This is a genomic window from Streptomyces virginiae (assembly GCF_040638905.1).
Lineage (GTDB): Bacteria > Actinomycetota > Actinomycetes > Streptomycetales > Streptomycetaceae > Streptomyces > Streptomyces virginiae_B.
The window spans coordinates 64,702-87,264 of sequence record NZ_JBEZYV010000001.1; the positions used below are offsets into that span (position 1 = coordinate 64,702).

The 22,563-nt window shown below is 73.8% G+C and carries 28 protein-coding genes and 2 pseudogenes; 19 read left to right on the forward strand and 11 right to left on the reverse strand.

Going from position 1 to position 22,563, the window contains the following annotated elements; all coding sequences use genetic code 11:
* Positions 1 to 43: 43 nt before the first annotated feature.
* Positions 44 to 682, reverse strand: coding sequence for a TetR/AcrR family transcriptional regulator (locus AB0F82_RS00340; protein WP_362622103.1), 639 nt, complete (start codon positions 680 to 682; stop codon positions 44 to 46).
* A 68-nt stretch (positions 683 to 750) separates the two neighbouring features.
* On the opposite strand from AB0F82_RS00340, the gene AB0F82_RS00345 reads away from it, so the two are divergent.
* The 3 genes from AB0F82_RS00345 (at position 751) to AB0F82_RS00355 (ending at position 3,774) form a co-directional block, all read left to right on the forward strand.
* A complete protein-coding gene (locus AB0F82_RS00345) occupies positions 751 to 2,358 on the forward strand; it encodes an FAD-binding oxidoreductase (RefSeq protein WP_362622106.1) in 1,608 nt (535 codons plus the stop codon).
* Positions 2,359 to 2,384: 26 nt separating this feature from the next.
* On the forward strand, positions 2,385 to 3,005 hold the full coding sequence (gene thpR, locus AB0F82_RS00350) for an RNA 2',3'-cyclic phosphodiesterase (RefSeq protein WP_362622109.1): 621 nt from the start codon (positions 2,385 to 2,387) through the stop codon (positions 3,003 to 3,005).
* A 613-nt stretch (positions 3,006 to 3,618) separates the two neighbouring features.
* The gene (locus tag AB0F82_RS00355; protein ID WP_167389254.1) at positions 3,619 to 3,774 is read left to right on the forward strand and encodes a DUF6131 family protein; all 156 of its coding nucleotides are present in this window, start codon (positions 3,619 to 3,621) and stop codon (positions 3,772 to 3,774) included.
* Positions 3,775 to 3,820: 46 nt separating this feature from the next.
* Here AB0F82_RS00355 and AB0F82_RS00360 read toward each other — a convergent pair whose 3' ends face one another.
* Together AB0F82_RS00360 and AB0F82_RS00365 are read right to left on the reverse strand one after the other, a co-directional pair.
* Positions 3,821 to 4,207: a VOC family protein gene (locus AB0F82_RS00360; RefSeq protein ID WP_356813247.1), complete on the reverse strand. Its 387-nt coding sequence runs from the start codon at positions 4,205 to 4,207 to the stop codon at positions 3,821 to 3,823.
* A gap of 46 nt (positions 4,208 to 4,253) precedes the next feature.
* Entirely contained in the window at positions 4,254 to 5,471 is a 1,218-nt protein-coding gene (locus AB0F82_RS00365) for an FUSC family protein (protein WP_362622113.1), read from the reverse strand.
* Between the two features lie 136 nt (positions 5,472 to 5,607).
* Here AB0F82_RS00365 and AB0F82_RS00370 point away from each other — a divergent pair, with 136 nt between their 5' ends.
* Positions 5,608 to 5,793 (forward strand): hypothetical protein, encoded by a 186-nt coding sequence (locus AB0F82_RS00370; protein WP_356813245.1) that lies wholly within the window; start codon positions 5,608 to 5,610, stop codon positions 5,791 to 5,793.
* A 40-nt stretch (positions 5,794 to 5,833) separates the two neighbouring features.
* Here AB0F82_RS00370 and AB0F82_RS00375 read toward each other — a convergent pair whose 3' ends face one another.
* On the reverse strand, positions 5,834 to 6,208 hold the full coding sequence (locus AB0F82_RS00375; RefSeq protein ID WP_356813244.1) for a hypothetical protein: 375 nt from the start codon (positions 6,206 to 6,208) through the stop codon (positions 5,834 to 5,836).
* A 111-nt stretch (positions 6,209 to 6,319) separates the two neighbouring features.
* Here AB0F82_RS00375 and AB0F82_RS00380 point away from each other — a divergent pair, with 111 nt between their 5' ends.
* Positions 6,320 to 6,856: a SixA phosphatase family protein gene (locus tag AB0F82_RS00380; protein WP_362622117.1), complete on the forward strand. Its 537-nt coding sequence runs from the start codon at positions 6,320 to 6,322 to the stop codon at positions 6,854 to 6,856.
* Between the two features lie 41 nt (positions 6,857 to 6,897).
* Here AB0F82_RS00380 and AB0F82_RS00385 read toward each other — a convergent pair whose 3' ends face one another.
* A complete protein-coding gene (locus AB0F82_RS00385) occupies positions 6,898 to 7,356 on the reverse strand; it encodes a DUF5709 domain-containing protein (RefSeq protein WP_356813242.1) in 459 nt (152 codons plus the stop codon).
* A 64-nt stretch (positions 7,357 to 7,420) separates the two neighbouring features.
* Entirely contained in the window at positions 7,421 to 7,771 is a 351-nt protein-coding gene (locus tag AB0F82_RS00390) for an STAS domain-containing protein (protein ID WP_362622120.1), read from the reverse strand.
* A 108-nt stretch (positions 7,772 to 7,879) separates the two neighbouring features.
* Here AB0F82_RS00390 and AB0F82_RS00395 point away from each other — a divergent pair, with 108 nt between their 5' ends.
* The 6 genes and pseudogenes from AB0F82_RS00395 (at position 7,880) to AB0F82_RS00420 (ending at position 11,316) form a co-directional block, all read left to right on the forward strand.
* Positions 7,880 to 8,776: an oxygenase MpaB family protein gene (locus AB0F82_RS00395; RefSeq protein ID WP_356813240.1), complete on the forward strand. Its 897-nt coding sequence runs from the start codon at positions 7,880 to 7,882 to the stop codon at positions 8,774 to 8,776.
* Positions 8,777 to 8,900: 124 nt separating this feature from the next.
* Positions 8,901 to 9,305 carry a hypothetical protein gene (locus AB0F82_RS00400; protein ID WP_362622123.1) on the forward strand — a complete coding sequence of 135 codons (405 nt, stop codon included), beginning with the start codon at positions 8,901 to 8,903 and terminating at the stop codon, positions 9,303 to 9,305.
* Positions 9,306 to 9,473: 168 nt separating this feature from the next.
* Positions 9,474 to 9,731, forward strand: a pseudogene (locus tag AB0F82_RS00405) (carotenoid oxygenase family protein); the annotation flags it as partial.
* A gap of 8 nt (positions 9,732 to 9,739) precedes the next feature.
* The gene (locus AB0F82_RS00410; protein ID WP_436841994.1) at positions 9,740 to 10,048 is read left to right on the forward strand and encodes a carotenoid oxygenase family protein; all 309 of its coding nucleotides are present in this window, start codon (positions 9,740 to 9,742) and stop codon (positions 10,046 to 10,048) included.
* Between the two features lie 144 nt (positions 10,049 to 10,192).
* Complete coding sequence (locus AB0F82_RS00415; RefSeq protein ID WP_356813237.1) at positions 10,193 to 11,065, forward strand: isocitrate lyase/PEP mutase family protein; 873 nt, start codon at positions 10,193 to 10,195, stop codon at positions 11,063 to 11,065.
* On the forward strand, positions 11,062 to 11,316 hold the full coding sequence (locus AB0F82_RS00420) for a hypothetical protein (RefSeq protein ID WP_362622126.1): 255 nt from the start codon (positions 11,062 to 11,064) through the stop codon (positions 11,314 to 11,316). The genes AB0F82_RS00415 and AB0F82_RS00420 overlap by 4 nt, the downstream gene beginning before the upstream one ends.
* Positions 11,317 to 11,401: 85 nt before the next feature.
* Here AB0F82_RS00420 and AB0F82_RS00425 read toward each other — a convergent pair whose 3' ends face one another.
* Positions 11,402 to 11,620: a hypothetical protein gene (locus tag AB0F82_RS00425; RefSeq protein ID WP_362622129.1), complete on the reverse strand. Its 219-nt coding sequence runs from the start codon at positions 11,618 to 11,620 to the stop codon at positions 11,402 to 11,404.
* 141 nt (positions 11,621 to 11,761) lie between these two features.
* Here AB0F82_RS00425 and dacB point away from each other — a divergent pair, with 141 nt between their 5' ends.
* Positions 11,762 to 13,408: a D-alanyl-D-alanine carboxypeptidase/D-alanyl-D-alanine endopeptidase gene (dacB, locus tag AB0F82_RS00430; RefSeq protein ID WP_362622132.1), complete on the forward strand. Its 1,647-nt coding sequence runs from the start codon at positions 11,762 to 11,764 to the stop codon at positions 13,406 to 13,408.
* Positions 13,409 to 13,495: 87 nt separating this feature from the next.
* On the opposite strand, the gene AB0F82_RS00435 is transcribed toward dacB, so the two are convergent.
* From AB0F82_RS00435 to AB0F82_RS00445, 3 genes are read right to left on the reverse strand one after another with little or no spacing between them, the layout of a single operon-like run.
* Positions 13,496 to 14,737 carry an MFS transporter gene (locus tag AB0F82_RS00435; protein ID WP_436842018.1) on the reverse strand — a complete coding sequence of 414 codons (1,242 nt, stop codon included), beginning with the start codon at positions 14,735 to 14,737 and terminating at the stop codon, positions 13,496 to 13,498.
* Positions 14,734 to 16,101 (reverse strand): FAD-dependent oxidoreductase, encoded by a 1,368-nt coding sequence (locus tag AB0F82_RS00440; RefSeq protein WP_362622138.1) that lies wholly within the window; start codon positions 16,099 to 16,101, stop codon positions 14,734 to 14,736. Before AB0F82_RS00440 ends, AB0F82_RS00435 begins: the two co-directional genes overlap by 4 nt.
* A 56-nt stretch (positions 16,102 to 16,157) precedes the next feature.
* Positions 16,158 to 16,364 carry a hypothetical protein gene (locus AB0F82_RS00445; RefSeq protein WP_362622142.1) on the reverse strand — a complete coding sequence of 69 codons (207 nt, stop codon included), beginning with the start codon at positions 16,362 to 16,364 and terminating at the stop codon, positions 16,158 to 16,160.
* A gap of 482 nt (positions 16,365 to 16,846) precedes the next feature.
* Between AB0F82_RS00445 and AB0F82_RS00455 the strand changes: the two genes are divergently transcribed.
* The 3 genes and pseudogenes from AB0F82_RS00455 (at position 16,847) to AB0F82_RS00465 (ending at position 18,304) form a co-directional block, all read left to right on the forward strand.
* Positions 16,847 to 17,215, forward strand: a complete 369-nt coding sequence (locus AB0F82_RS00455; protein WP_356811564.1) for an ArsR/SmtB family transcription factor — start codon at positions 16,847 to 16,849, stop codon at positions 17,213 to 17,215.
* Entirely contained in the window at positions 17,212 to 17,709 is a 498-nt protein-coding gene (locus AB0F82_RS00460; protein ID WP_362622144.1) for a GNAT family N-acetyltransferase, read from the forward strand. The genes AB0F82_RS00455 and AB0F82_RS00460 overlap by 4 nt, the downstream gene beginning before the upstream one ends.
* A 69-nt stretch (positions 17,710 to 17,778) precedes the next feature.
* A pseudogene (locus AB0F82_RS00465) lies at positions 17,779 to 18,304 on the forward strand (NUDIX hydrolase).
* On the opposite strand, the gene AB0F82_RS00470 reads toward AB0F82_RS00465, so the two are convergent.
* Positions 18,285 to 19,118, reverse strand: coding sequence for a class I SAM-dependent methyltransferase (locus AB0F82_RS00470; RefSeq protein ID WP_356811562.1), 834 nt, complete (start codon positions 19,116 to 19,118; stop codon positions 18,285 to 18,287). The pseudogene AB0F82_RS00465 and the gene AB0F82_RS00470 overlap by 20 nt on opposite strands.
* A gap of 117 nt (positions 19,119 to 19,235) precedes the next feature.
* Here AB0F82_RS00470 and AB0F82_RS00475 point away from each other — a divergent pair, with 117 nt between their 5' ends.
* The 4 genes from AB0F82_RS00475 to AB0F82_RS00490 are packed head-to-tail and all read left to right on the forward strand — an operon-like array spanning position 19,236 to position 22,496.
* Positions 19,236 to 19,760 (forward strand): hypothetical protein, encoded by a 525-nt coding sequence (locus tag AB0F82_RS00475; protein ID WP_362622147.1) that lies wholly within the window; start codon positions 19,236 to 19,238, stop codon positions 19,758 to 19,760.
* A gap of 59 nt (positions 19,761 to 19,819) precedes the next feature.
* A complete protein-coding gene (locus AB0F82_RS00480) occupies positions 19,820 to 20,554 on the forward strand; it encodes an ArsR/SmtB family transcription factor (protein ID WP_362622150.1) in 735 nt (244 codons plus the stop codon).
* Positions 20,555 to 20,607: 53 nt separating this feature from the next.
* Positions 20,608 to 21,567 carry a DMT family transporter gene (locus AB0F82_RS00485; protein ID WP_362622153.1) on the forward strand — a complete coding sequence of 320 codons (960 nt, stop codon included), beginning with the start codon at positions 20,608 to 20,610 and terminating at the stop codon, positions 21,565 to 21,567.
* Entirely contained in the window at positions 21,564 to 22,496 is a 933-nt protein-coding gene (locus AB0F82_RS00490) for a 2-dehydropantoate 2-reductase (protein WP_362622156.1), read from the forward strand. The genes AB0F82_RS00485 and AB0F82_RS00490 overlap by 4 nt, the downstream gene beginning before the upstream one ends.
* The last annotated feature ends 67 nt before the right edge of the window (positions 22,497 to 22,563 follow it).

The following is a 22,563-nucleotide window of genomic DNA, read 5'->3' on the forward strand; positions in this document are numbered from 1 at the left end:
GGCCGCGAAGCTGCCCTGTTCGGCGGACGGCTCCCCGAAGGTGTCAGCGGAAGGGGTCGACGGGATCGGACGTGAGGGCCGCGGCCGCGGCGAAGAGGCGGGCGCAGCGCCGGGTCATGGCCTCCGGGGACTGGTCGGGGTGCTTGACCCACCAGCGGACGAGGGTGGCGACCAGGTCCCGCCAGACGTAGGTGAGCGCGTCCGCGTCGAGCGGGTCGTCGGACCCGGCCGAGCGCAGCAGTTCGGCGGTACCGCCGGCGGCCAGGGCGTCGATGGCGGACCAGTACTCAGCCGCCCGGCGGGCGGCGGCGCCGTCGGCCGGCAGGGAGGTGTCGTACAGGACGAACCACGCCTCCCGCTGCCCTTCCAGGGCGGTGAAGATGCTCTGCAGCACCCGCAGGGGGGTGTGCGCGGTGGTGCCGTCCTGGCCCATGGCGGTGCGGATGGTGTCCAGCAGGCGGTCCCCGACGGGCACCAGGCAGGCGAGGTACAGGTCCTCCTTGGTGCCGAAGTACTGGTGCAGCAGGGTCTTGGTGACTCCGACGCGCTCGGCGATGGCGGGGAGGGATGCGGCCGCGTAGCCGCGGGTGCCGAACTCCTCCGTGGCGGCGGCCAGGATCTGCTGCCGGCGCTGCTGCCGCGGGACACCTTTGGTGCCGGCGTTCGAGCGTGGGGTTGCCATGGACGGATATTATCAGTAAGTAATTTACCGCAAGGTAAGTTCGCGACCCGCGACCCCTGGAGCGCCCCATGCCCGGTACGACGCCGCAGCCGACCTCCGCACCGCGCACCCGGTCCTGGTGGGGGTGGGGGTGGGCGGACGCGCACCCCGACGACGCGGAGTGCGCCGCGATGGGCGCCCTGGTACCCGGCACCCTCGCCCACCCCCTCCCCGTCCCGCGCGTCCGCGACCTCGACATCGAGCGGCCCGCCGTGGAGCCCCCCGCCGGTCTGGGGCACCTGGTCGCCACCGGGCCCGAAGAGCGGGCCGCCCATGCCATGGGCAAGGCCTACCGGGACGTCGTGCGTGCCCTGCGCGGACGCCCCGGCCGCATCCCGGACCTGGTCGCACGGCCGACGGACGAGCGGGAGGTGGCCGACGTGCTGGACTGGGCCGGCGAGCGGCAGGTCGCGGTCGTCCCGTACGGCGGCGGCTCCTCGGTCTCGGGCGGCGTGGAGTACCGCGGCGACGGCCACCGCGCGGTGCTGTCCCTGGACCTGACCGCCATGGGCCGCGTCCTGGAGGTCGACACCGTCGGCCGGGCGGCGCGCATCCAGGCCGGCACGCTGGGGCCGAGCCTGGAGGACCAGCTACGCCCCCACGGACTGACCCTGCGGCACTTCCCGCAGAGCTTCGAGTTCTCGACCCTGGGCGGCTGGCTCGCCACCCGGGCCGGCGGCCACTACGCCACCGGGCGCACGCACATCGACGATTTCGTCCAGTCCCTGCGCGTGGTCACGCCGGCCGGCACGAGCGCCTCCTGGCGGCTGCCCGCGTCCGGCGCGGGTCCCTCCCCCGACCGGATGTTCCTCGGCTCCGAAGGCGCACTCGGGGTCATCACCGAGGCGTGGGTGCGCCTGCAGGAACGCCCCACCCACAAGGCGTCCGCCTCCCTCGCCTTCACCGACTTCCACGCCGCGCTGGACGCGGTGCGCGCCATCGCGCAGTCGGACCTCTCCCCCGCCAACTGCCGGCTGCTGGACGGCGGCGAGGCCGCCCTGTCGGGCGCCTCTCACGACGGCTCCGCCGTGCTCGTCCTGGGATTCGAGTCCGCGGACGGACCGGTCACCGCGCGGCTCGGGCAGGCCGTCGACCTGGCCCGCTCCCACGGCGGCAGGCCCGGCAGCGTGGACGGCGCAGACGCCGCGAACTCCGACGCGGCCGTCAGCGCCTGGCGCTCGGCCTTCCTGCGGATGCCCTACCTCCGCGACGGTCTGGCCCGGATGGGCGCCGTCGCGGAGACCTTCGAGACGGCGGCCACCTGGGACCGGATCCCCGGCCTGATCGAAGCGGTCCGCAAGGAGGTCGGGGACGCCGCGCTCAAGGCCTCCGGCCACCCCGCGGCCGTCAACTGCCGCCTGACCCACGTCTATCCCGACGGCGCGGCACCGTACTTCACCGTCCTCGCCGCCGGCCGCCCCGGCGACGAGGTGGCCTTCTGGGACGACCTGAAGGCCGTGGCGAGCGACGTCCTGCACCGCCACCGGGCCACGATCACCCACCACCACGCCGTCGGCCGCGACCACCGCCCGGGCTACGACCGCCAGCGCCCCGACCCCTTCGCCCTCGCGCTGCGCGCCGCCAAGACCGCGCTCGACCCGCGGGGCATCCTCAACCCGGGCGTGCTCGTCGACTGAGCGGCAGCGCAGCGACGGGCCGGAAGATGACCGGAACGGGCGGCGTACGGTACGAAGACTCCGTGAAGGAACAGATCCAGCCCTCGACCGTTCGCGTGTTCATAGCGCTGGCCCCGCCCGACGACGCCAAGGAGGAGCTCGCGCGGGCGCTGCGGCCCGCCTACGCGGCGTACCCGGGCATGCGGTGGAACCGGATCGAGGACTGGCACATCACGCTGGCTTTCCTCGGGGAGCTGCCGGTCGGGACCGTTCCGCTCCTGCGGCCGCCGCTGGCGGATCTCGCGGCGGCCCGCCGCCCCCTGGAACTGGCACTGCGCGGCGGCGGGCACTTCGACGAGCGGGTGCTGTGGAGCGGTATCGACGGCGACCTCGAAGGACTGCACCTGCTCGCCTCCGAGGTGCGCGCCGTGGTCAAGGAGTGCGGTGTCCCCTTCGAGGACCGCCCGCTGCGCCCCCACCTCACACTGGCCCGGACCCGCCGGAACGATCCCGCGTGCGTGGTGGAGGCCGCCGCCGGACTCGCCGCGTTCTCCGGCCGCCGCTGGCGGACCGCCCGCCTGCACCTGGTGGGCAGCAACTTCGGCCGCGGCCCGGGCCCGATCCACTACCGCGACATCGAGGCCTGGAGCTTCCAGCACGGCGGCTAGCGGCACCGTCGAGTACCGGACGCCCTACGGCGCCGCGCGGAGGTGCGCCACCGAAACGCGGGGGCGCCCAGCGCGAGCAGGCGGAACAGGCCCGCGGCCGCACGGGGCCCGGGCCGATGCGCTCCACCACCTGGTGATCGGCGAGCCACTCCCGGCCCGGGCCGCGGCGGCCGGCCGCCGTGATCGACGTGGCCACTCCGGTGACCGGCGGGATCCCGCCCTGCAGTCGCCACGGGCTCCGGAAGGGACCGCGCCTCACCCCACTTCAGCGGGAGAGGCCGAAGTTCGGCCCCCATGGACCGGAAAGGCCACGCACGGCCGCGCGATCCCCCGCGAGGATGACCTCACCCTGTTCGAGCGAGTTTCAGCGCGCCGGCCCGGCGCGACCTCCTCCCCGGTGGCGTCGAGACCGTCGTCGGAGCCCACAGCGCCCTCACCGAGACGGTCGAGCGCATCATGCGCGACACGGGGCTCGTGGGACTGCCGGCCCGGGCCGACCGGCATCCGGGCTGAATGACGTGGGCTGAATGACATCTGGGCCGAAACAGGCATAAGGACGCACAACCGTGGTAGACGCCCTGCAAACCGGTTCGACAAGAACCAGGAGGTAGTCATGATCGTTCTGGGCGTCATCCTGCTGATCATCGGCTTCGTCACGGGGATCTCGATCCTCTGGACGATAGGCGTGATCCTCGTCGTCATCGGCCTGGTGCTCTGGCTGCTGGGCGCGGTCGGGCACGCCGTGGGCGGCCGCAAGCACTACTACTGACGCCGGGGCATTCCTGGCGCTCCCGGCGGACCCAGATCCGCCCCGATCAGGGGCGGTAGCGCAGCGGATGGTCCGCCGGGACCTCCACCACGGCGATCCGTACGCCGTCCGGGTCCGCGATCCACATCTCGATCAGTCCCCATGGTTCACGCAGCGGGGGCCGCAGCACCTCGGCGCCGCGGCTGTGCAGCTCCTCGTACGCCGCCTGTACGTCGGCGACCTGGAGCCACAGCCGCATGCCCGGCGCGGGCGGCGCGTCGGCCCGGCCCGACACCTCGAGGAAGCCCCCGCCCAGGAAGTACACCGTGCCGCGCTCGGGTCCCGTGCCGAACTCGCGGTACACGGCGAGGCCGAGCGTTTCGCCGTAGAACGTGCGGGAGCGCTCCGGGTCCGTGGGACGGAGCAGGACCCTGCTGCCCAGTACATGCACCATGCCCCCACCCTCGCGCACGGGCCGCCCGGGCGCACGCGCATCCCGCTCACTCCGCCCGCTCCGCCCGCTCCGCGCGGCCGCGCCTGCGGGTCCACGCCCGCAGTCGCCCCTTGTGCTGCGTACGGGCGTGCTGGTCGAGCTCCTCCAGGAGGCGCTGCGAGCGCTTCTCCACGCCCAGTTCGTCGAGGACCCGGTCGATCTCGGTGAGCAGCGCACCGCGCAACTGCCAGTGCTCGGGGTCCTCGCGGGCGGAGGCCAGCAGCAGGTCCGCGAGCCGGTCGCGGTGGGCCCGGGCCACGGCCAGCTCGCCGGTCAGGCGCGCCTCGGCCTCTTCCGCGTTGGCGCTCACCTGGGCGGTGATCAGCTGGGCGAAGCTCTCCACGGCGATCGCGGTATGGCGCAGCACCTCGCGCAGGGCCGCGGCGGTCGCGGGCTCGAACAGCGGACCGTCGGGGCGGGCCTTGGCCAGGTCGGTCACGGTCCGGCAGGCCACCCGGAGCACCACCGCGCAGATCTCCAGGGTGTCCAGGCCGGTGCGCAGCACCAGCCGGAAGAGCAGGCCCTCCTTGACCCGCGGATTGAGCCGAATGCTGTCCTCGGCCTGCCGTAGCGCGGTGTCGACCTGAGCGATGTCGTTGTCGAGGCGGCGTGCCTCGTGGAGCCGGGCGGCGGCCTGTTCGACCTTTCCCGGACCGAGGGGTTCCTCGCCGAGGTGGTCGAGCAGGCGGCTCATGCGCAGGGCGAGATCGGTGATCGCGGCGCCGGCCGGGCCGATCCAGAGGGGCGGTGCGAGGAGGAGGTTGACGAGCAGCCCGACCACCGCGCCGATGAGGGTTTCCAGCACCCTGTCCCAGGCGGTGTCGGCCACCTGGGTGACTCCGAGGACGAGCATGGCGCTGATCGCGACCTCGGGCACGAACTCGTCCACGCGCACCAGATGGCCCACCACGAGGGAGGCCAGGATCAGCAGCCCGAGGCTCCACCAGGTAAGGCCGACGAGCACGCTGAACCCGATGGCGATCAGGACTCCGACGACCACCGAGTTGACCCGGCGGACGCTGGTGGTCAACGTGGAGTACAGCGTGACCTGGACGACGAGCAGCGCCGTAAGTGGCGCGGTCAGCGGGTTCGGTTCGCTGCTCAGGCGCAGCGCGACGACGTAGCTGATCACGGCCGCGGCGGTGGAGCGGAGCGCCTGGACGGCGACCGGCTCGCGGCGGCGGCGCACGACACGGGTGGCGAAGCTGCTGATCGTTTCCGACATGTCTGGGCATCTTCCCAGCCTGTGACGGATGACGCGTACCGGAACAGATGGGTCCGGTCGTGTCGGGAGTGACCCGCGGGGTAGGTGGAGGGAGTCCGAAGTCCGCATTGATCGGATCTGCGAGGGAGCGACAGCCATGAAGGGTACGGAGGGCAGGCCTCAGGAGCCGGTCGGAGGCCGCGAAGAGCAGGCGCAGGAACATCCGGGTCCGGACCCGGTGCACCCCGAGGCCAGCAAGCCGGTCGCCGGCAAGACGCCGGAGGAGCTGCGCATCCGGCAGGAGCGGAAGATGTCCCACCCGCAGGATCGGGACGCGCAGTGATGTCGTCCGCTCACGGGCGCCGGCCGCCCTCCGGGCGGGGTCAGGTTTCCCACGGGCCCCCGTCGTAGGTGCCGGCCTCGACCTCCAGGGCGAGTTCCTGGAGTACCTCGATCGAGGAGATGTCCGTACGCCCGTCGTCGTGGGCGATCGCGAGGCTGGTGAACGCCAGGCTGAAACCGGAGACCATCGTGTGCAGGGCCGGACCGAGCGCCTCCGCCACCAGGGTCGCCACCTGCTGCGGTGACGCGTCGGCGGGCACGCTGATCGACGGCAGCATCTCGTTCAGGAGTTGTGTGGCCACTCCGGCCGTCCCGGCCGGGATGTCCTCGTCCGCCCCCGCCTCGGCGGCCCGGCGGATGTCCTGGGCCTCGGTGAGGATGCCGATCACTCGCCTGAGTACGTCTGCGCGTTCCATCCTGTGGAGCGTAGTGCGCCCGCGGCCGGACCGGGTGCGCGTCCGGGTGCGCGCGCCGCCGGCCGACCGCACCATGACCGTGTACGCGCACCCGCCGCAAGGGAGACCGCCATGTCCTCGGACCCAGCGCCGCACACGACCGGGTGCCGACTGCTGCTGGTACGGCACGCCAAAGCGGTTCCGAAAGGGGATCCCGCCGAGGACTTCGAGCGTGCCCTGGGCGAACGCGGCAAGGCCGACGCCCCCCGGACGGGCCGCTGGCTGGCGGACAAGGGCTACAACGCCGACCTGGCGCTGTGCTCGCCCTCCCGCAGGACGCGCCAGACCTGGCAGCTGCTGGCGCCCGCCCTGCCCGACCCGCCGGACGTCGTCTATGACGAGAGGCTCTACAACGCGGCGCACAACGCGCTGGTCACCGTATTGACGGAGCGTGGGGCGGGGCTCGGCTGCGTGGCGCTGGTCGGCCACAACACCGGTATCCACGAGCTGGCCACGGCCCTGTGCGGGACCGGGTCGGCGGAGCTGCTGGAACAGCTGAAGGACGGGTTCCCGACGTCCGGGGTCGTGGTGGTGGACCTTGCGGGCGGCTGGGAGGACCTGGCTCCCGGCAGGGGGCACCTGACCGCCATGTGGTCACCGGCTCACTGACGCCGGACGACCGCCGCGGGAGGGGAAGCGGGCGGCGCCGCTCAGGCGTCCAGGTCCTCGCCCGGCGGCAGTTCCTCGACGACGTGGACCGCGGCCTCCTCGGCCGAGGCGGCGCCGCCGTCGATCCCGACGTCGCGGGCCAGTACGGAGACGTGGCGCTGCGGAGAGGACTCGTCCACGGCGGCGAGGCGGCCCGCGCGGTCCGGTCCGACCAGCATGGCGTCGCCGGCCTCGTCGGAGATCTCGTCCTGGTCCGACACCTCCGGTTGCTCCCGCGCCAGGCGCTGTTCGAGCGTCTCGCCCGTGCGCGCCTCGGCTGCGGTGGTCCCCCTGTCGTCGACCGCCAAGGGACGGTCGAAGGGCACGTAGGCGGCGTCGAGGGTTTCGTCGAGACCCGGTTCGTCGAGGGTGTTCTCCAGGTCGGGCTGCGCCTCGGCGGACTCGTCGGTCTCCTGCGGCTGGTAGACGTCGTCGCCGTAGGTTTCGTCGGCGCTGGTCATCGGGTTCTCCGATCGTTCGGGGTCGGCGTGCCGCCGGCTGGGGGCGCACCGGTCCCCGGACCGCTCAGCCGGGCACGGAGGCGTCCAGGGGGAAGGAGCCGCTCGAACCGGCGAGTTCGAGCAGACGCAGCAGCTGGTGGCTGGGGGTGGCCAAGCGCAGGACGTGGCCCGTCCGTGCGCCGTGCCGCCGCGCGTCCAGCAGCGTGGTGAGGCCCGTGGAGTCGCAGAAGGAGGAGTTGCGCAGGTCTACGGTGACCGCGGCGCCCTCGGGCGCCTGTGACAGGGCGGCGGCGAGCGTCTCCCGCAGCTCGCCCGCGTGGTCCATGTCCATGTCGCCGCTCACCCGCACCACGTAACGGTCGTGGTGCTCGGTGCCGGCGGCGGCCTCCGGTACGGGCGCGTGCTCATCAGCCATGACGTACCTCCTCGTACGGGGCACCTGCCCGGCGCGGTACCTCTCAACCGTCCCGGCCGTCCCACGGTCCATGGGACCGCGGCGCGGCGCCGGGCGCATACTGGGCACATGGCGAGCCCGACGACGGCCGTCCGGCGGATCAGGCGGCAAACCGGCGAGGCGGTGTTCCTGCGCGTCGCCGGACCCGACGGAGCCCGCAACCGGGAGCGGATCCACTCGGCTCCCGGGCCCCGCTGGTTCACCCCGGACCGGCCGGTCAGGCGGGTCCACGGGGACGCGTCGATGTTCGTCGGCGGCCTCGCCGCCCTGCTGCTCCAGTCCTTGCACCCCGTGGCGATGGCCGCCGTGGCGGCGCACTCCGGTTACCGCGGCGACCCGTGGGGGCGCCTGCACCGGACCAGTACCTTCCTGGCGGTCACCACCTTCGGCACGAGCGCGGACGCCGAGGCGGCGGTGGCCCGCGTCCGGGAGGTCCACGCCCGCGTCCGCGGCCGGACGGCCGACGGCGTGCCGTACCGGGCCGACGATCCGGAGCTGCTGGCCTGGGTGCACATCGCCGAGGCGGACTGCTTCCTGCGCGCCCACCAGCGGTACGGCAGGCGCCCGCTGGATCCGGCGGGCTGCGACGCCTACCTCGCCGACACGGCACGGGTGGCCCGGGCGCTGGGCGCGGACCGGCCGCCGGAGGACGTGCGGGAGCTGGCGTCGCGGCTGGCGCGGTTCCGGCCCTGCCTGCGGCCGACGGCCGCGTCCCGGGACACCGCCCGTTTCCTGTTGACCGATCCGCCGCTGCCGGGGGCCGCCCGGCTGCCGTACGCGCTGCTCGCGGCGGCCGCCGTGGACCTGCTGCCGCCGTGGGCGAGGGCGGCCGTCGCCGGCGGCTCGGGCTCCGCGGCCGAGCGGCTGCCGGGCCCGGCCGCCCGGGCGGGCGGCCATGCGGTGACCCGGGCGATCCGCTGGGCCCTGCCGCCGGCTCCCCCACCGTCGCCGCGCGGCGGCGGCTGAGCAACCGACCAGCACGAGAGCCAAGATCGTCGCCGTCGGGGAGGGGTGGGACACTGGCGTAGGCAGCCGCCCGACCCCCACCGCCGGCCCTGACCCCGACCCCCACCGGAGACGTGAACGATCGATGACGCCCCAGCTCCATGAAGGCCAGCGCGTCAAGCTGGCGGCAGACCTCAGGCTGGCCGGGACGGTCGTCACGGCCGGGGCCTCCCCGGCGGGCGAGGACACCGGCGTCGGCTCGCTCGCCCTCGCGTCGGGCACCGCGGGCACCGTCGAGCGCGTGGACGCGCCCCGGGAACGGGAGCAGAGCCACGAAGTGCGCGAATACGTGCGACTCAAGGCGCTCTTGGACGACTTCGGCCACCAGATGCCCCCGGCGAGCAGGCAGCAGCTGGAGGAGCAGGTCGCCTCCCTCGAACCCGGGTGGATCGCGCACGGGGAGCACGGGCCGCGGGTGACGGTGCGCGTCCGCCTCGACAACGGCTTCGTCCTCGACGACGCCCGGGCGGACCTCTTCGCCCCCGCCTGACCTGCCGGTACGGGCCGGCCCGACTGCCCGTACGGGCACGGGTGTCCGGCCGGCCGTGGCCGGCCCGCTCCGGCACCCGTACGTACGGGGACCGCGTTGCACTGGAGAGTGCCGTGACAGCGCGCCCGTGCGGGAGCCCCCTTCCGGTCGCCGGACCCCGCCGGTCACATGCCGGGGGGTTCCGTGAACACGCAGACGCCGCCCCGATTCGACCCCACCCGCGTCCCCCGCCTGCTGGGGTCGTTCGCCCCGGTCTCGGAGGAGGTCGACGTGGCCGCCCTGGAGGTGACGGGCGAACTCCCGCCCTCGCTGGACGGCCTGTACCTGCGCAACGGCCCCAACCCGCGGTTCACCCCGATCGGCTCGTACCTCTACCCCATCGACGGCGACGGCAGGCTGCACGGGGTCCGGGTCTCCGGGGGCCGTACGACGCCGTGCGCCGGTACGACACGGAGACGGGAAGCTCCCGCGTCCGGGAGGCCGGCGATCTGTCCGTCGGCGAGCCGGTCTTCGCCCCCGAGCCCGGGCGGGACTCCGAGGAGCACGGGCACCGGCTGACCTTCGCCACCGACCGTACGGACGGGGCGAGCTGGTTCCTGGTCATCCCCGCCGAGGACCCGGCGGCGGGGCCGGTGGCCCGTGCCCGCATCCCCCTCCGGGTGCCGCTCGGGCTGCACGGCTGCTGGCTGCCGGCGGAGCGTGAACCCGGCGGTCGGCCTCGCCCAGTGACGTTTCTGTGGTGAACCGGATGGGCCATCAGGGTGAGTAAAGGCTTCATCCGCGAAAGATCTGCACTTCACCAAGGAAGGATCTGCTTTAGGTAAAGAGTCCTGGTGGCGCGGCTCTCTACCTCCCTGTGCCGATGCGCTCCTCGGAGGAACCGAACGATGACTTACGGGAACAAGCTGCGGGAACAGATCGCGAAGCCGGGCACCACGCCGCTCATCGGGGTGTACGACATGTACTCGGCCTCGGTGGCGGCCGCGCACTACGACGGGATGTTCGTGTCCGGCTTCGGGTTCGCCGCCTCCTACTACGGGCTGCCCGACATCGGATTCATCGCTTGGCCCGACATGGTGGCCTTCGTCCAGCGACTGCGCGGCGCCTTCCCCCGTCACCACCTGCTCGTCGACATCGACGACGGCTACGTCGACCCCGAAGTGGCCTGCCACGTCGTGGAGGGGCTGGAGCGGATGGGCGCCTCCGGCGTCATCCTGGAGGACCAGAAGCGCCCCCGGCGGTGCGGGCACGCCGACGGCAAGCAGGTGCTGCCGCTTGCGGAGTACCTGGAGAAGCTGGAGATGGTCCTGGCGACCCGCAAGGACCTGGTCGTCGTCGCGCGGACCGACGCGACGGAGGAGGCGGACATCATCCACCGCGCCCAGGCCCTGGCGGCGACCGACGCGGACGTCGTACTCGTCGACGGGGTGCGCAGCGTGGAGTGGATCGAGCGGATCCGCGAGGCCGTGGGCAGCAAGCCCCTGCTGTTCAACCAGATCGCAGGCGGCAAGTCACCGCGGCTCTCGCTCAGCGAGCTGACCGACCTCGGTGTCGACATGGCCATCTACAGCACCCCGTGCCTCTTCGCCGCGCACAAGGCGATGGACACCGCCCTCGCCGAACTGCGGCTCGCCGACGGGCGGCTGCCCGCGGCGGACGGCGGCGAGGAGGTCGGTGTCGGCGAGTCCACGAGGCTGCTGACGAAGAACATCTCACGCCACCGCCCCGTACCGGTGGCACGTGAGAGCGTGAAGGTGTGACGGGCGCGCGCATCCGGGCCGCGGCCGCGCTCGCGGTGGCCCTCGTCGGCGGCGGCGCAACGCCGGCCGCCGCGAGCGGCAGCCTGATCACCGTCATCGACAACTCGCACTCCGACTCCGTCGTCGAGGTCGACCGCGCGGCCAACCTCCAGAGCGGGAGCGGGACGGCGGGCAGCGACCACGACGGCAGCGCCGTCGAGGTGCTCGCCACCCTCGTCGAGGCGGTGCGCCCCGGCGACGAGGACAACTGACCGGACCGACCGACCCTTCCCGGCGCCGACGGGAACGGCCGGCCCCGCAGCGGCGGGACCGGCCGTTCTCCGCTGCCGGTACGCGTCAGTCCTCCCCCGACAGGTCGAGGTCCTCGACCACGTCGCCGAGGTTGTCGGTCAGGTCGTCCGTGAGCTCGTCGGTCGGACCGTCGGCAGGTGCGGACGCCACCGTGGCGGCGGCAGGGCCGAGGGAGGGCCCCGCGGCGTGGGCGGTGGTGGCGGCCGAGAGGGCACAGCCCGCGAGGACCAGGGCAAGGGCGGCGGTTCGTACGTTCAGTCGCATGCCCTGCGAACGATCTTGCCCGCGGGGGTCACCGCATGTGACGCGGGTGGGTGCGGCCGGCGGTGACATGCATGCCGGAACCGCCCGTGCCACCCTGTTCACAGGCCTCGGGAAAGGCAGCCGCGACGAACGGAGCGCGCTGTGAACGGTCCGAACCTTTCCGCCCCGCTGGGCCGCGCCCTGGCCGCCGCCTTCGCCGCGCTCCTCTTCGTGGCGCCGGCCTCGGGCACCGCGACCGGTGCGGCCCCGTCCCCGCCCCCCACTCCCACCCCCGCCCCCTCGTCGTCCGGCCGCGGGGAGGCCGGCGGGCTCGACCCGCGCATCACGGAAATCATGCGGAAGCCGGAGTACCGCAACGCCCAATGGGGTCTGCTGCAGACCGGGCCGGACGGCGGCCGCGTGGTGCACAGCATGTACCCCGACCAGTTCTTCGTCCCCGGGTCCACCGCCAAGCTGATCAGCGTCTCCGGTCCGTGGCACACCCTCGGCTCCGAACACCGCTTCGTGACACCGGTCTACGCGGTCGGCGACCGCAGCGGCTCCACCCTGACCGGCGACCTCGACCTCGTCGCCCAGGGCGACCTGACCATGGGCGGCAGGACGCGCCCCGACGGCACGGTCGCGTACACGGACCTCGACCACACCTACGCCAACGACTTCACCGGCGCGACCCTGACGCCGGAGGACCCCCTCGCCGGGATCGACGAGCTCGCCCGGCAGGTACGCGCCTCGGGCATCACCCGCGTCGACGGGGACGTGATCGTCGACAGCCGGCTGTTCGCCCCCGACCCGGTCCTCGACCCGACCCCCACGCCGCTGATCATCAACGACAACCTGATCGACCTCCTGACCCGTCCCGGGGACCGGGCGGGCGACACCGCCCGGCTGGACTGGCGGCCGAAGGTCGCCCCGTACGAGGTCAGTTCCACGGTGAAGACGGTCGCCGCCGGCCAACCGACCGACATCACGGTGACGGCCACGGAGGGGGGCACCCGGATCCGGCTCTCGGGCACCATCGCGGCGGACGCCCAGCCGCTGCTGCGCACCTCCCCCGTCACCGACCCCGCCGCGTTCGGGCGCGCCGCGCTGATCGAGGCCCTCGGGCGCGCCGGGGTGGAGGTCACCGCGGATCCGGCCGGTCCCCATCCGGTCGCCAGGCTGCCCCGTGACTACGAGGGCCGCCCGCGGGTGGCCGCGTACACCTCCCCGCCCTACGCCCAGTACGCCAAGCTGATCCTCAAGGTCAGCCACAATCTGGGCGCCAACCTGGGCATCTGCCTGATGGCCGTGTCCACGGGCAGCCGCCAGTGCGAGGACGGCTTCCCGGTCCTCGCCGGCTTCCTGGACGAGGCGGGTGTCAAGCGCGGGCAGCTGCAGTTGGCGGACGGCCGGGGCGGCAACCCGGCCGACCGGGCCACGCCCGCCGCGCTGGTGCAGATGCTGGCGTACTGGCAGCGGACGCCCGACGCGCGGCTGTTCCGGGAGGCGCTGCCCATCCTCGGCGTCGACGGTCTGCTGGCCTCGAACTGCCGCGACTGCCCGGCGCGCGGGAAGGTGTTCGGCAAGACCGGTGCGGCGGTGGGAGCGGACGCGCTCAACGACCGGCTGGCCGTCGGGGCCATCACCATCGCCGGGTACCTGGACCGGGGCGGCGGCCGCTTCGACCCCTTCTACGCGGGGGTGAACGGCGCCTCCACCCCCGGCCCGAACACCCAGGACGTGGTGGCCATCGCCAACGACCTCGCCATGATCGCCGCCTACTTGCAGGAGGCGCCGCCCACGCCCTGACGGGCGCCGGTGCGGGGTCCGGTTCGGCCGGCGGCCGCCAGACCCTGGCGGGCGGACGGAGCAGGAACTGGCCGACCCGGACGGCCGTCACGTCCTGGCCCTGGTACTGGTCCTCGCCGGGCGGGTGCCGATGGCCGTGATGGCGGCAGCGGCTGAGAGGGCAGCCAGTACGGCGAACAAGGCCGGGTAGCCCCCGAGCGGGCCGGCGATGAGCGTGCCGGCGAAGGGGGCGAGGGCGGCCGCGGTGTGGGCGGGTGCGGCGAGGAGTCCGGAGAGCCGGCCGTAGTGGGTGGTGCCCCAGCGGTCGGTGACGGCGGTGGCCTGGAGGAGGGTCAGATTGCCGCGGACGATCCCTGCCAGCACGGACAGCGCGACGAGGAGGGCGTACGGGCCCGGGATGAGGGCGAATGCGGTCGTGGTGAGCCCGCCGAGCGCGACGAGGGTTGCGGTGCGGGTGAGGGTGCCGGTGTGGCGGGCGAGGGCGGCGTAGAGGGTGCGGCCGAGGGTTTGTCCGGCGCCGCCGAGTCCGAGGGCCCAGGCGGCTTGGGTGGTGGTGTAGCCGCGTTCGAGGAAGAGGGGGACGAGGGTGATGACGGCGGCGTACATCGCGAACCCCGAGAAGGTGAAGGTCGCGGCCAGCATCCAGAACGCCCTGCTCCGCACCGCGGGGTCCGGTCCGGCGGCCGACTGGTGGCAACCAGCGTGGGGGGCCGGCGGCCAGGGGGCGCGGAGGGCGAGGGCGTGGGTGGGGATGGTCAGGGCGGCGAGGATTCCAGCGAGGACGGCGTAGGTGGTGCGCCAGGAGTAGTGCTCGGCGAGGACGGCGGTCAGGGGTGCGAAGACGGTGGAGGCGAGTCCGCCGGCGAGGGTGACGACGGTCAGGGCCCGTATGTGGTCGGGAGCCCACCAGCGCGTGAGGGCGGCGAAGGCGGGCGGGTAGAAGGTGGCGGCCATCGCCGCCCCGGCCAGCAGCCATCCGGCGGTGAAGACCACGAGGTTGGGAGCGGCGGCCACGACGAGGAGGCTGAGCGGGCCGAGGACGGAGCCGGCCGTCATGACCGTGCGGGGGCCCTGACGGTCCAGCACCCGGCCCACGTGGATGCCGACGACCGCGGAGACGATGAGGGCGGCGGAGAACGCGGCCGTGGTCGCGCTCGCGGGCCAGCCGGTGTCGCGGGTGATGGCCGGGTTGAGGACGGGGAAGGCGTAGTACAGGACGCCCCAGCTGGTGATCTGCGTGACACACAGGGCGGGCAGCACGCCGCGTGGCCGCGACCGGACCCCCGTCCCGGTCGCGGCCACGCCGGCCTTGGTGTTCGGCACCGTCAGCAGCCGCCGGAGGAGACCGCGGCGGGGGCTGCGAGGGTGAGGGTGGCCGGGGCTGCGCAGCATCCGCCGCCGCTCTGCTCGGCTGCCTCGGGCTGGTCGAAGAGGCCCGCGCCGCCGCAGACGCCGGTCTCGGGGAGGGTGAGTTCGACGCGCTCGGCGGCTTCGTGGTCGCCGGCGAGGTGGGCGGCAATCGAGCGGACCTGCTCGTAGCCGGTCATGGCCAGGAAGGTCGGGGCGCGGCCGTAGGACTTCATGCCGACGAGGTAGACGTCCTTCTCCGGGTGGGAGAGCTCGGCCTGGCCGTGCGGGTAGACGGTGCCGCAGGAGTGCTGGTTGGGGTCGATCAGCGGTGCCAGGGCGAGCGGGGCCTGAAGGCGCTCGTCCAGACCGAGGCGGAGTTCGTCCAGGAAGGACAGGTCGGGGCGGAAGCCGGTCAGCACGATGACCTCGTCCACCGCGTCCAGTCGGCGCCCGTCCTCGCCGACCAGGACCAGGCGGCCGTCACCGTCCCGCTCGAAGGCGTCGGTGCGGAAGCCGGTGACCGCGTCCGCGTAGCCGCCGTCCACCGCGGCCTTGGCCGCGAGTCCCAGCGCGCCGCGGGCGGGCAGCTCGTCGGCCTCCCCGCCGCCGAAGGTGGAGCCGGAGATACCGCGGCGCAGGATCCAGGCGGCGTGCGTGCCGGCCCCGTCGTCCGTCTTGGCCAGGTCGGCGAGGTAGGCCAGGGCGGTGAAGGCGGAGGCGCCGGAGCCGATGACAGCGGTGCGCCTCCCTGCGTACCGGGCGCGGACGGCGGGATCGGTGAGGTCGGGGACGCGGTGGGTGATCCGGTCCGCGGCAGCCTTCTCACCCAGGGCTGCGAGACCGCTCGCGCCGGCGGGGCTCGGGGTGGACCAGGTGCCGGAGGCGTCGAGCACCGCACGGGCGAACAGACGCTCCTCGCGGCCGTCGCCGGACTCGACGTGGACCACGAACGGCTGGGCCTCGCGGTCGGCGTCGACGATGCGGTCGCGGCCCGCCCGGGAAACGCCGGTGACGCGGGCCCGGTAGCGGACACGGTCACCGAAGGTGTCGGCGAGGGGCTGGAGATAGAGGGCGGCCCAGTCCCCGCCGGTGGGGTAGGTGGCCGGGTCGGGCTTGGTCCAGCCGGTCGGCGCCAGGAGCTTCTCGGCGGCCGGGTCGACAACTTCACCCCAGGTGGAGAACAGCCGCACGTGCGACCACTCGCGCGTGGCCGTTCCGGCGCGGGAACCGGCTTCGAGGACGAGGAAGTCCAGCCCCCGCTCGTGGAGGTGGGCGGCGGCGGCCAGGCCGGCGGGGCCGGCCCCGATCACGACGACGGGCAGGTCGGTGGTGGTCTCGCTCATGACGTGTCTCCGGGGTCTTCGTGCAGCAGGCGGGCAGGTGGGGCGGGCTCGGGTGGTCAGCAGCAGCCGGCGCCGGTGGCGACGGCTTCGCGCTTGGCCTGCGGCTCGCAGCAGGCTCCGGCTTCTTCCGCGCGCTCGCTGGTGCCGCAGCACGGCGAGGCCTGGGCGGGGGCCGTCTCGGCGGCGGACTGCGCGGGGGCCGGGCCGCAACACGAGGCTGCGGTCTCGGTGACGGAGGTGACGGGGGTGACGGGCTCGGTCATGACGACTCCTTGTTGTTTCGATGACTGTCGATGTCTTGTTGCCAGCATGGCACCTGCTTCGATGAACGTCAACATAGATATTCGTCGAATTCGAGGGGTTGTTGCCGAAGCTCCCCCGACGCCGCGACCACGGCCCCGGCCGCCAGAACGGCCCGTCCTCCAGGTCGACCCGGAACCGGCTGCCCGCCTCCGTCGCGACGCGGGCCGGTTGGCAGCCGGTGCGGATCTTCACGCCCGGGCCGGCGGCGTGGCGGGGACGACACCCTGGACACGGCTGCGCCCCCGCGCCCGCGGCACCGCGGCGGCGCCTCCCCGACCCACCCGGGGCTCGCGTTCGTCGGGCTGGAGTGGCGGCGCGGCCTGCCCTCGAACACCCTGCGCGGCGCCGGCCGGGACGCTGCTCGCGCGGCCCCGCCGACTGGCCCGGCATCTGGTGAGGCACGCCCCACCCGGCCTGCTTCGACATGTGTCAACATAGACGTATGTCGAATGCGAAGGTTCTGCCGCTCCTGGAGCCCGAGGCCGTCGTCCCGTGCTGCCCCCCGCTGAACGAGCGCCCCATGTCCGCGGACGAGGCCGAGGTCGCGGCGAAGATGTTCAAGGCCCTCGGCGACCCGGTCCGCCTGCGCCTGTTCTCCGCAGTCGCCTCCCACGAGGGCGGTGAGGCGTGCGTGTGCGACATCTCCGACGTGGGGGTGTCCCAGCCCACCGTCTCCCACCACCTCAAGAAGTTGAAGGAGGCCGGGCTGCTGTCCTCCGAGCGGCGCGGGACGTGGGTCTACTACCGGGTCGAGCCTGCCGTGCTCGCCGCGATGGGCGCCCTCCTGTCCGGCGCGGGGGTCACGGCGTGAGCGCAGTGCGGATCGAGGCTCTGTTGCCCGGGCATGCCGAGGAGGTTCTGGCGATCTACCAGGCCGGGATCGACGAGGGCAACGCCACCTTCGAGACGCGAGCCCCCCAGTGGACGGCGTTCGACGAAGGCAGGCTGCCCCAGCACCGGTTCGTCGCCCTCGATGGCGGTGGCGCTGTGCTCGGGTGGGTGGCGGCGAGCCCGGTCTCGGACCGGTGCGCGTACGCGGGCGTGGTCGAGCACTCCGTCTACGTCCACCCCGAGGCCCGCGGCCGCGGCGTCGCCCGCGCACTTCTGGACGCGCTGATCGCCTCCACCGAGACCGCGGGAATCTGGACGATCCAGTCCGGGATCTTTCCCGAGAACACTGCCAGCCTCGCCCTCCACCAGGGAGCCGGCTTCCGCGTCATCGGCACCCGCGAGCGGATCGGCCGCCACCACGGCGCGTGGCGGGACGTTCTCCTGTTGGAGCGCCGCAGCGGCCTGGTGAACTGATCCGGGAATTCAGGTCTCCCGTACGCGCGAGGGCGGCGATGGGGTCGGCCCAGGACCAGCCGAGGGTAACTGGTTGAGCGGGTCGACGAGCACGACGAGGTGCTGGGCGTCGTGGACCGGAGGGAGGCGATTCGTCGCGGCTGGGCGCACCGCGTGGCGACGATCGTGTGCCGCGACGACGGGGGACGGATCCTGGTCCACCGCCGCCCTGACGGTGTCGCCCGCTTTCCGGGGCACCTCAACTGGATGCTCGGCGGCGCCGTGAACGTCGGCGAGTCGTACGAGGATGCCGCCGCGAGGGGGGCTGGCGGAGGAACTCGGCGTTCTCGCCCGCCCTCGTTTCGTGCTCAAGTTCCTGTGCGCGGGGGCGATCAGCCCGCACTGGCTCGGTCTGCACGAGGCGGTCGTCACGGGACCCGTCCGGCCGGATCCTTCCGAGATCGCCCGGCACAGCTGGGTGACCGAGGGCGAACTGGCCGACCTCGTCCGCGCCCAGGCGTTCGTCCCCGATGCCCGGGAGGCGTTCCGGCGCCACCGGGCGAGGCCGCTCGGAGCTGCGGCGACCTCCCGGACGGCTACCGGCGGGCGGCCGTGACCAGGTAGTAGTCCAAGATCTGCTGCTCCCAGGCGGCCATGAAATTCCGCGGCCAGGTTCCGGGCGCCCAGAGGCGGGCGAGCCAGCGGTCCCAGCCGGGCCAGACCTGCGGGCCGATCGAGTCGGCCCGGACGTCGCCGAAGCCGGCCTCGGCGAGGGCGTCCGCGAGCCGGGAGACCGGCCGGGCGATGTCGAGTCCGCTGGCGAACGTCTCCAGCAGCGCCGCGAGCCGCTCCTCGGGGGCGGACGCGCCGTCCACGCTGAAGAAGCCGGCGACCGCGACCCGCCCGCCGGGGCGCAGCACCCGCGCCGCCTCCCGGGCGAACGCCGGCAGGTCCGGGAAGTGCTGGACCGCCTCGACGCTGTACAGGCAGTCGAACTCCGCGTCGCCGAGCGGGAGGCTCTCGGCCGCTCCGAGTACGAAGTGCAGCCGCCGTGGCTGCGCTGCGAGGAGCGGGGAGTTCGCTTCGCGGGCCCGCCGGAGCTGCTGGGGATGGATGTCCACGCCGGTGACCGTGGCGGGTCCGTACTCGTCGAGGGCGAGGGCGCACCCGAGGCCGAGGCCGCAGCCGACCTCCACGGCGCGGCCGCCGTCGGGGGCGACCGCGTCGAGCACGTGCCGGTAGAGGTCCTGCTCGCTACGGATCCGGTCGTCCTGCGAGAGCGGCCCTTCGAGGTCGAGGGAGTGCCAGTAGCCGAAGTTGATGAACCCTCCGGCGAACACGGGCACGGCGCTGAGATCGGCCGGTCCGTACGTCTCCCACACCTCGGGCCGTACCGCCGGAGCGGGCCGCTCCGCAGGGTCTTCCGACACCACGCCACCGCCTCCTCGTGACGGGGGCGTCGCACCCCCCGAGCCACCAGTGTGGCCCGTGAAGCCCCGTCAGGACAGAGGGCGGGTCCGGGGCCGGACACACTCTAGTCTGACGGCATGGATCATGCCGATGCCGGAGACGCCGGTTCGCCCGCCGGCGTGGCGGCGGCCGCCGCCGCCCGGCTGAAGGAGCGGCTGTACGCGACCATCACCATGATCTCCGTGGTGATCGGTCTGGCCGCATCGGAGCACGCCGACGCCGCCGGGACCGCGGCCACGGTGCTGACCGCAGCCGTCGGGCTGTGGCTGGCGACGCTCGTCGCCGACCAGCAGGCGCACCGCGTGGTCCACGGCCGTCTCGCCACCGGGGCCGAGTTGCGGCGCATGCTGTGGGTCGGCAGTCCCCTGCTGCTGTCCGCCGTCGCCCCGTTGATCCTGATCACCTCCTCCGCCCTGGGGGTGATGGACCTGCGGACCGCCCTGTACGCCTCGGCCGGCGTGAGCGTCGCCAGCCTCTTCGGCTGGGGTTGGTACGGCGGCGTCCGCATGGGCAGCGGCGCGGCCGTCGCCCTGCTGGCCGGTGCCCTCGACGCGGCGATCGGCCTGGCGGTGGCCCTGGTGAAGGCCGCGGCGGGGCACTGAGACCGCCGACGGGGGCGAATGGTTCGCCGTATGCCGAAATCATGGGGCATCCTGGACGCATGGACGAGTTGCATCCCGGGCCGCCCGGGGACGCCGCGGCCCCCGCGGCCCGGCTGGCGGCCTTCGCCGCCGCCCTGGCCGACGAGACACGGGCCTCGATCTGCATGACGCTGCTGGAGGGCCGCGCCTGGACCGCCGGCGAGCTGGCCCGGACCACAGGGGTGGCGCCCTCCACCGTCTCCGGCCACCTGACCCGGCTGCTCGATGCCGGCCTCTGCGTGACCGAGCGGCAGGGCCGGCACAGTTACGTGCGCATCGCGGACGCCGCGACCGCCCGCCTGCTGGACGAACTCGCCTCGTACGCGGTCCCGGACCGGGACGCAGCGCACGCCGTTCCGGTGGTCGGCGCACCGGATCCGCTGGCCAGGGCCCGGACCTGCTACGACCACTTCGCCGGGCGGCTGGGCATGGCGGTGACCGACGCGATGGAACGGCGCGGACTGCTGCGCACGGGCGGCGTGTTCGAACTGACGGAAGCCGGCCGCCTCTGGTGCGCCGAGGCCGGGATCGCCCTCGCGGGCGAAGGCCGCAGGCGGCCGGCCGGCTCCTGCCTGGACTGGACCGAGCGGCGCCGCCATCTGGGCGGCCTGGCGGGGGCGCGGCTGTGCGCGCGGGCCCTGGCGGAGGGCTGGGTGGTGCGCCCACCGGGCGGCGGGCGCGCACTGGAGGTGACCGCGGCCGGCGAGCGGGCCTTCGCTGACCTTCTGGGGATCACCTCTCAGGAATGGGGCTGAGCTGGAAAATTATTTCGGTCGACGCCGAAATGTTGCGGTTCTAGAGTGGTGGCATGACGTTCCGCTCGAATCCGATCCCGCCCGGTGTCCTCACGGTCGGCGCCGTCACCTTCACGGTGTTCGCCTGGGCCTCCGCCTTCGTCTCCATCCGCAGCGCGGGCGCCGCGTACTCCCCGGGCGCCCTGGCCCTCGGCCGACTGCTGGCCGCCTCGCTGGTGCTCGGCGTCCTGCTCCTGATCCGCCGCCAGGGCCTGCCGCCCCGCGAGGCGTGGCGCGGGATCCTGATCTCCGGCGTGGTGTGGTTCTGCGGCTACACGGTCGCGCTGAACTGGGGCGAGCGGCTGGTCGACGCCGGTACGGCGTCCCTGCTCGTGAACACCGGGCCCATCCTCATGGCGCTCCTGGCCGCCCGCCTGCTCGGCGAGGCGCTGCCGCCGCGCCTGCTGGCCGGCATGGCCGTCTCCTTCGTCGGGGCGGTGGTCGTGGGACTGTCCATGTCGTCGGGGGACGGCGGCTCCACCTCGCTCCTCGGAGTGGTCCTGTGCCTGCTGGCAGCGGTGGCCTATGCGACCGGCGTCATCGCCCAGAAACCCGCCCTCTCGTACGGGACGCCCCTCCAGATCACCGCGTACAGCTGCATGACGGGCGCCGCGGTCTGTCTGCCGTTCACGGGTCGGCTGCTCGACGAACTGCCGCGGGCGCCGGTGTCCGCGACCCTGAACATGGTCTACCTGGGCGTGGTTCCCACCGCCCTCGCCTTCACCACGTGGACCTACGCCCTGGCGCGCATGCCCGCCGGCCGGCTGGGCGCGACAACGTACGCCGTCCCGGCCATCGTCGTCCTGCTGAGCTGGGCTCTGCTGGGCGAGGTACCGGCCTGGCTGACGCTGCTCGGCGGGCTGCTGTGCCTGGCCGGCGTCGCGGTCTCCCGGTATGCGCCGCGCACCCCGCGCTCTCCTCGAACCCCTGTCGACGGCACCCCGCTCGCCCCCACGAAAGGCACCCGCGCATGAGGATCCTCAGCGTCGGCGCCGGCGCCGTCGGCGGCTTCTTCGGCGCCCGGCTCGCACAGGCCGGCCAGGACGTCTCCTTCCTGGTCCGGCCGGCCCGCGCGAAGGCCCTGGAGGCCCGCGGCCTGCGGGTCGACGGCCAGGGGGAGGAGCTCCGCCTCACGCCGAAGCTGGTGACGGCGGGCGCCCCGGGCGATGACTACGACCTGGTCCTGCTCTCGGTGAAGGCGACCGCCCTGCACCAGGCGCTGGCGGACGTCGCGCCGGCCGTCGGCCGGGGGACCGCCGTGGTACCGCTGCTCAACGGGGTGGCCCAGCTCGACGCGCTCGTCGCGCGCCTCGGGGCCCGCGCAGTCCTCGGCGGGGTCGCGAAGGTGGTCACCACCCTGAACGAGGAGGGCGACATCCTGCGCATGGCGCCGCCCGCGGTCATCCTGACCGGCGAGCTCGACGGCCGTCCCTCGGCCCGGGTGGACGCGATCCGTACGGTCCTGACCGGGGCGGGCATCGACTCGCCGCCGACCGCGGACATCGTCGCCGCCATGTGGCACAAGTGGGTCTTCATCTCCACCCTCGTCGCCGTCACCTGCCTGATGCGCGGCACCGTCGGGGAGGTGAACGCCGTCGCGGGCGGGGCGGCTCTCGGAGCGTCCCTGCTCGCCGAGGCCGCGGCGGTGTCCGCAGCGGCCGGGCACCCGGTGCCCGCGGCCGAGCTGGCCTTCACCACGGCGACGGTCACGACCCCCGGCTCACCCCTCACCCCGTCCCTCTACCGCGACCTGGTCGCCGGAGCGCCGACGGAGGCCGACCACGTGCTGACCGACCTCACCGTCCGCGCCCGCGCGCTGGGGGTGGCCACTCCCCTGCTGGACCTGGCCGCCCTCCACCTCCGCGTCCACGAGCACCGCCTGGCCGCGGGACGCACCCCCTAGGGGGTTGTCTCGCCCATCGCCGCGGCTCCTCACCCGGATGCCCCGTCCAGTGGGCATCCGGGGGTCG

Bases quoted from the DNA above. Each gene is read 5' to 3' on its own strand.
- AB0F82_RS00380 (WP_362622117.1), top strand. From the start codon at position 6,320: ATGTCCTCGGACCCAGCGCCGCACACGACCGGGTGCCGACTGCTGCTG.
- AB0F82_RS00375 (WP_356813244.1), bottom strand. From the start codon at position 6,208: ATGGAACGCGCAGACGTACTCAGGCGAGTGATCGGCATCCTCACCGAG.
- thpR (WP_362622109.1), top strand. From the start codon at position 2,385: ATGACCGGAACGGGCGGCGTACGGTACGAAGACTCCGTGAAGGAACAG.
- AB0F82_RS00415 (WP_356813237.1), top strand. From the start codon at position 10,193: ATGACTTACGGGAACAAGCTGCGGGAACAGATCGCGAAGCCGGGCACC.
- AB0F82_RS00425 (WP_362622129.1), bottom strand. From the start codon at position 11,620: ATGCGACTGAACGTACGAACCGCCGCCCTTGCCCTGGTCCTCGCGGGC.
- AB0F82_RS00340 (WP_362622103.1), bottom strand. From the start codon at position 682: ATGGCAACCCCACGCTCGAACGCCGGCACCAAAGGTGTCCCGCGGCAG.
- AB0F82_RS00385 (WP_356813242.1), bottom strand. From the start codon at position 7,356: ATGACCAGCGCCGACGAAACCTACGGCGACGACGTCTACCAGCCGCAG.
- AB0F82_RS00490 (WP_362622156.1), top strand. From the start codon at position 21,564: ATGAGGATCCTCAGCGTCGGCGCCGGCGCCGTCGGCGGCTTCTTCGGC.
- AB0F82_RS00445 (WP_362622142.1), bottom strand. From the start codon at position 16,364: ATGACCGAGCCCGTCACCCCCGTCACCTCCGTCACCGAGACCGCAGCC.
- AB0F82_RS00370 (WP_356813245.1), top strand. From the start codon at position 5,608: ATGAAGGGTACGGAGGGCAGGCCTCAGGAGCCGGTCGGAGGCCGCGAA.
- AB0F82_RS00480 (WP_362622150.1), top strand. From the start codon at position 19,820: ATGGACGAGTTGCATCCCGGGCCGCCCGGGGACGCCGCGGCCCCCGCG.
- AB0F82_RS00365 (WP_362622113.1), bottom strand. From the start codon at position 5,471: ATGTCGGAAACGATCAGCAGCTTCGCCACCCGTGTCGTGCGCCGCCGC.
- AB0F82_RS00475 (WP_362622147.1), top strand. From the start codon at position 19,236: ATGGATCATGCCGATGCCGGAGACGCCGGTTCGCCCGCCGGCGTGGCG.
- AB0F82_RS00360 (WP_356813247.1), bottom strand. From the start codon at position 4,207: ATGGTGCATGTACTGGGCAGCAGGGTCCTGCTCCGTCCCACGGACCCG.
- AB0F82_RS00400 (WP_362622123.1), top strand. From the start codon at position 8,901: ATGACGCCCCAGCTCCATGAAGGCCAGCGCGTCAAGCTGGCGGCAGAC.
- AB0F82_RS00345 (WP_362622106.1), top strand. From the start codon at position 751: ATGCCCGGTACGACGCCGCAGCCGACCTCCGCACCGCGCACCCGGTCC.
- AB0F82_RS00395 (WP_356813240.1), top strand. From the start codon at position 7,880: ATGGCGAGCCCGACGACGGCCGTCCGGCGGATCAGGCGGCAAACCGGC.
- AB0F82_RS00440 (WP_362622138.1), bottom strand. From the start codon at position 16,101: ATGAGCGAGACCACCACCGACCTGCCCGTCGTCGTGATCGGGGCCGGC.
- AB0F82_RS00355 (WP_167389254.1), top strand. From the start codon at position 3,619: ATGATCGTTCTGGGCGTCATCCTGCTGATCATCGGCTTCGTCACGGGG.
- AB0F82_RS00485 (WP_362622153.1), top strand. From the start codon at position 20,608: ATGACGTTCCGCTCGAATCCGATCCCGCCCGGTGTCCTCACGGTCGGC.
- AB0F82_RS00455 (WP_356811564.1), top strand. From the start codon at position 16,847: ATGTCGAATGCGAAGGTTCTGCCGCTCCTGGAGCCCGAGGCCGTCGTC.
- AB0F82_RS00390 (WP_362622120.1), bottom strand. From the start codon at position 7,771: ATGGCTGATGAGCACGCGCCCGTACCGGAGGCCGCCGCCGGCACCGAG.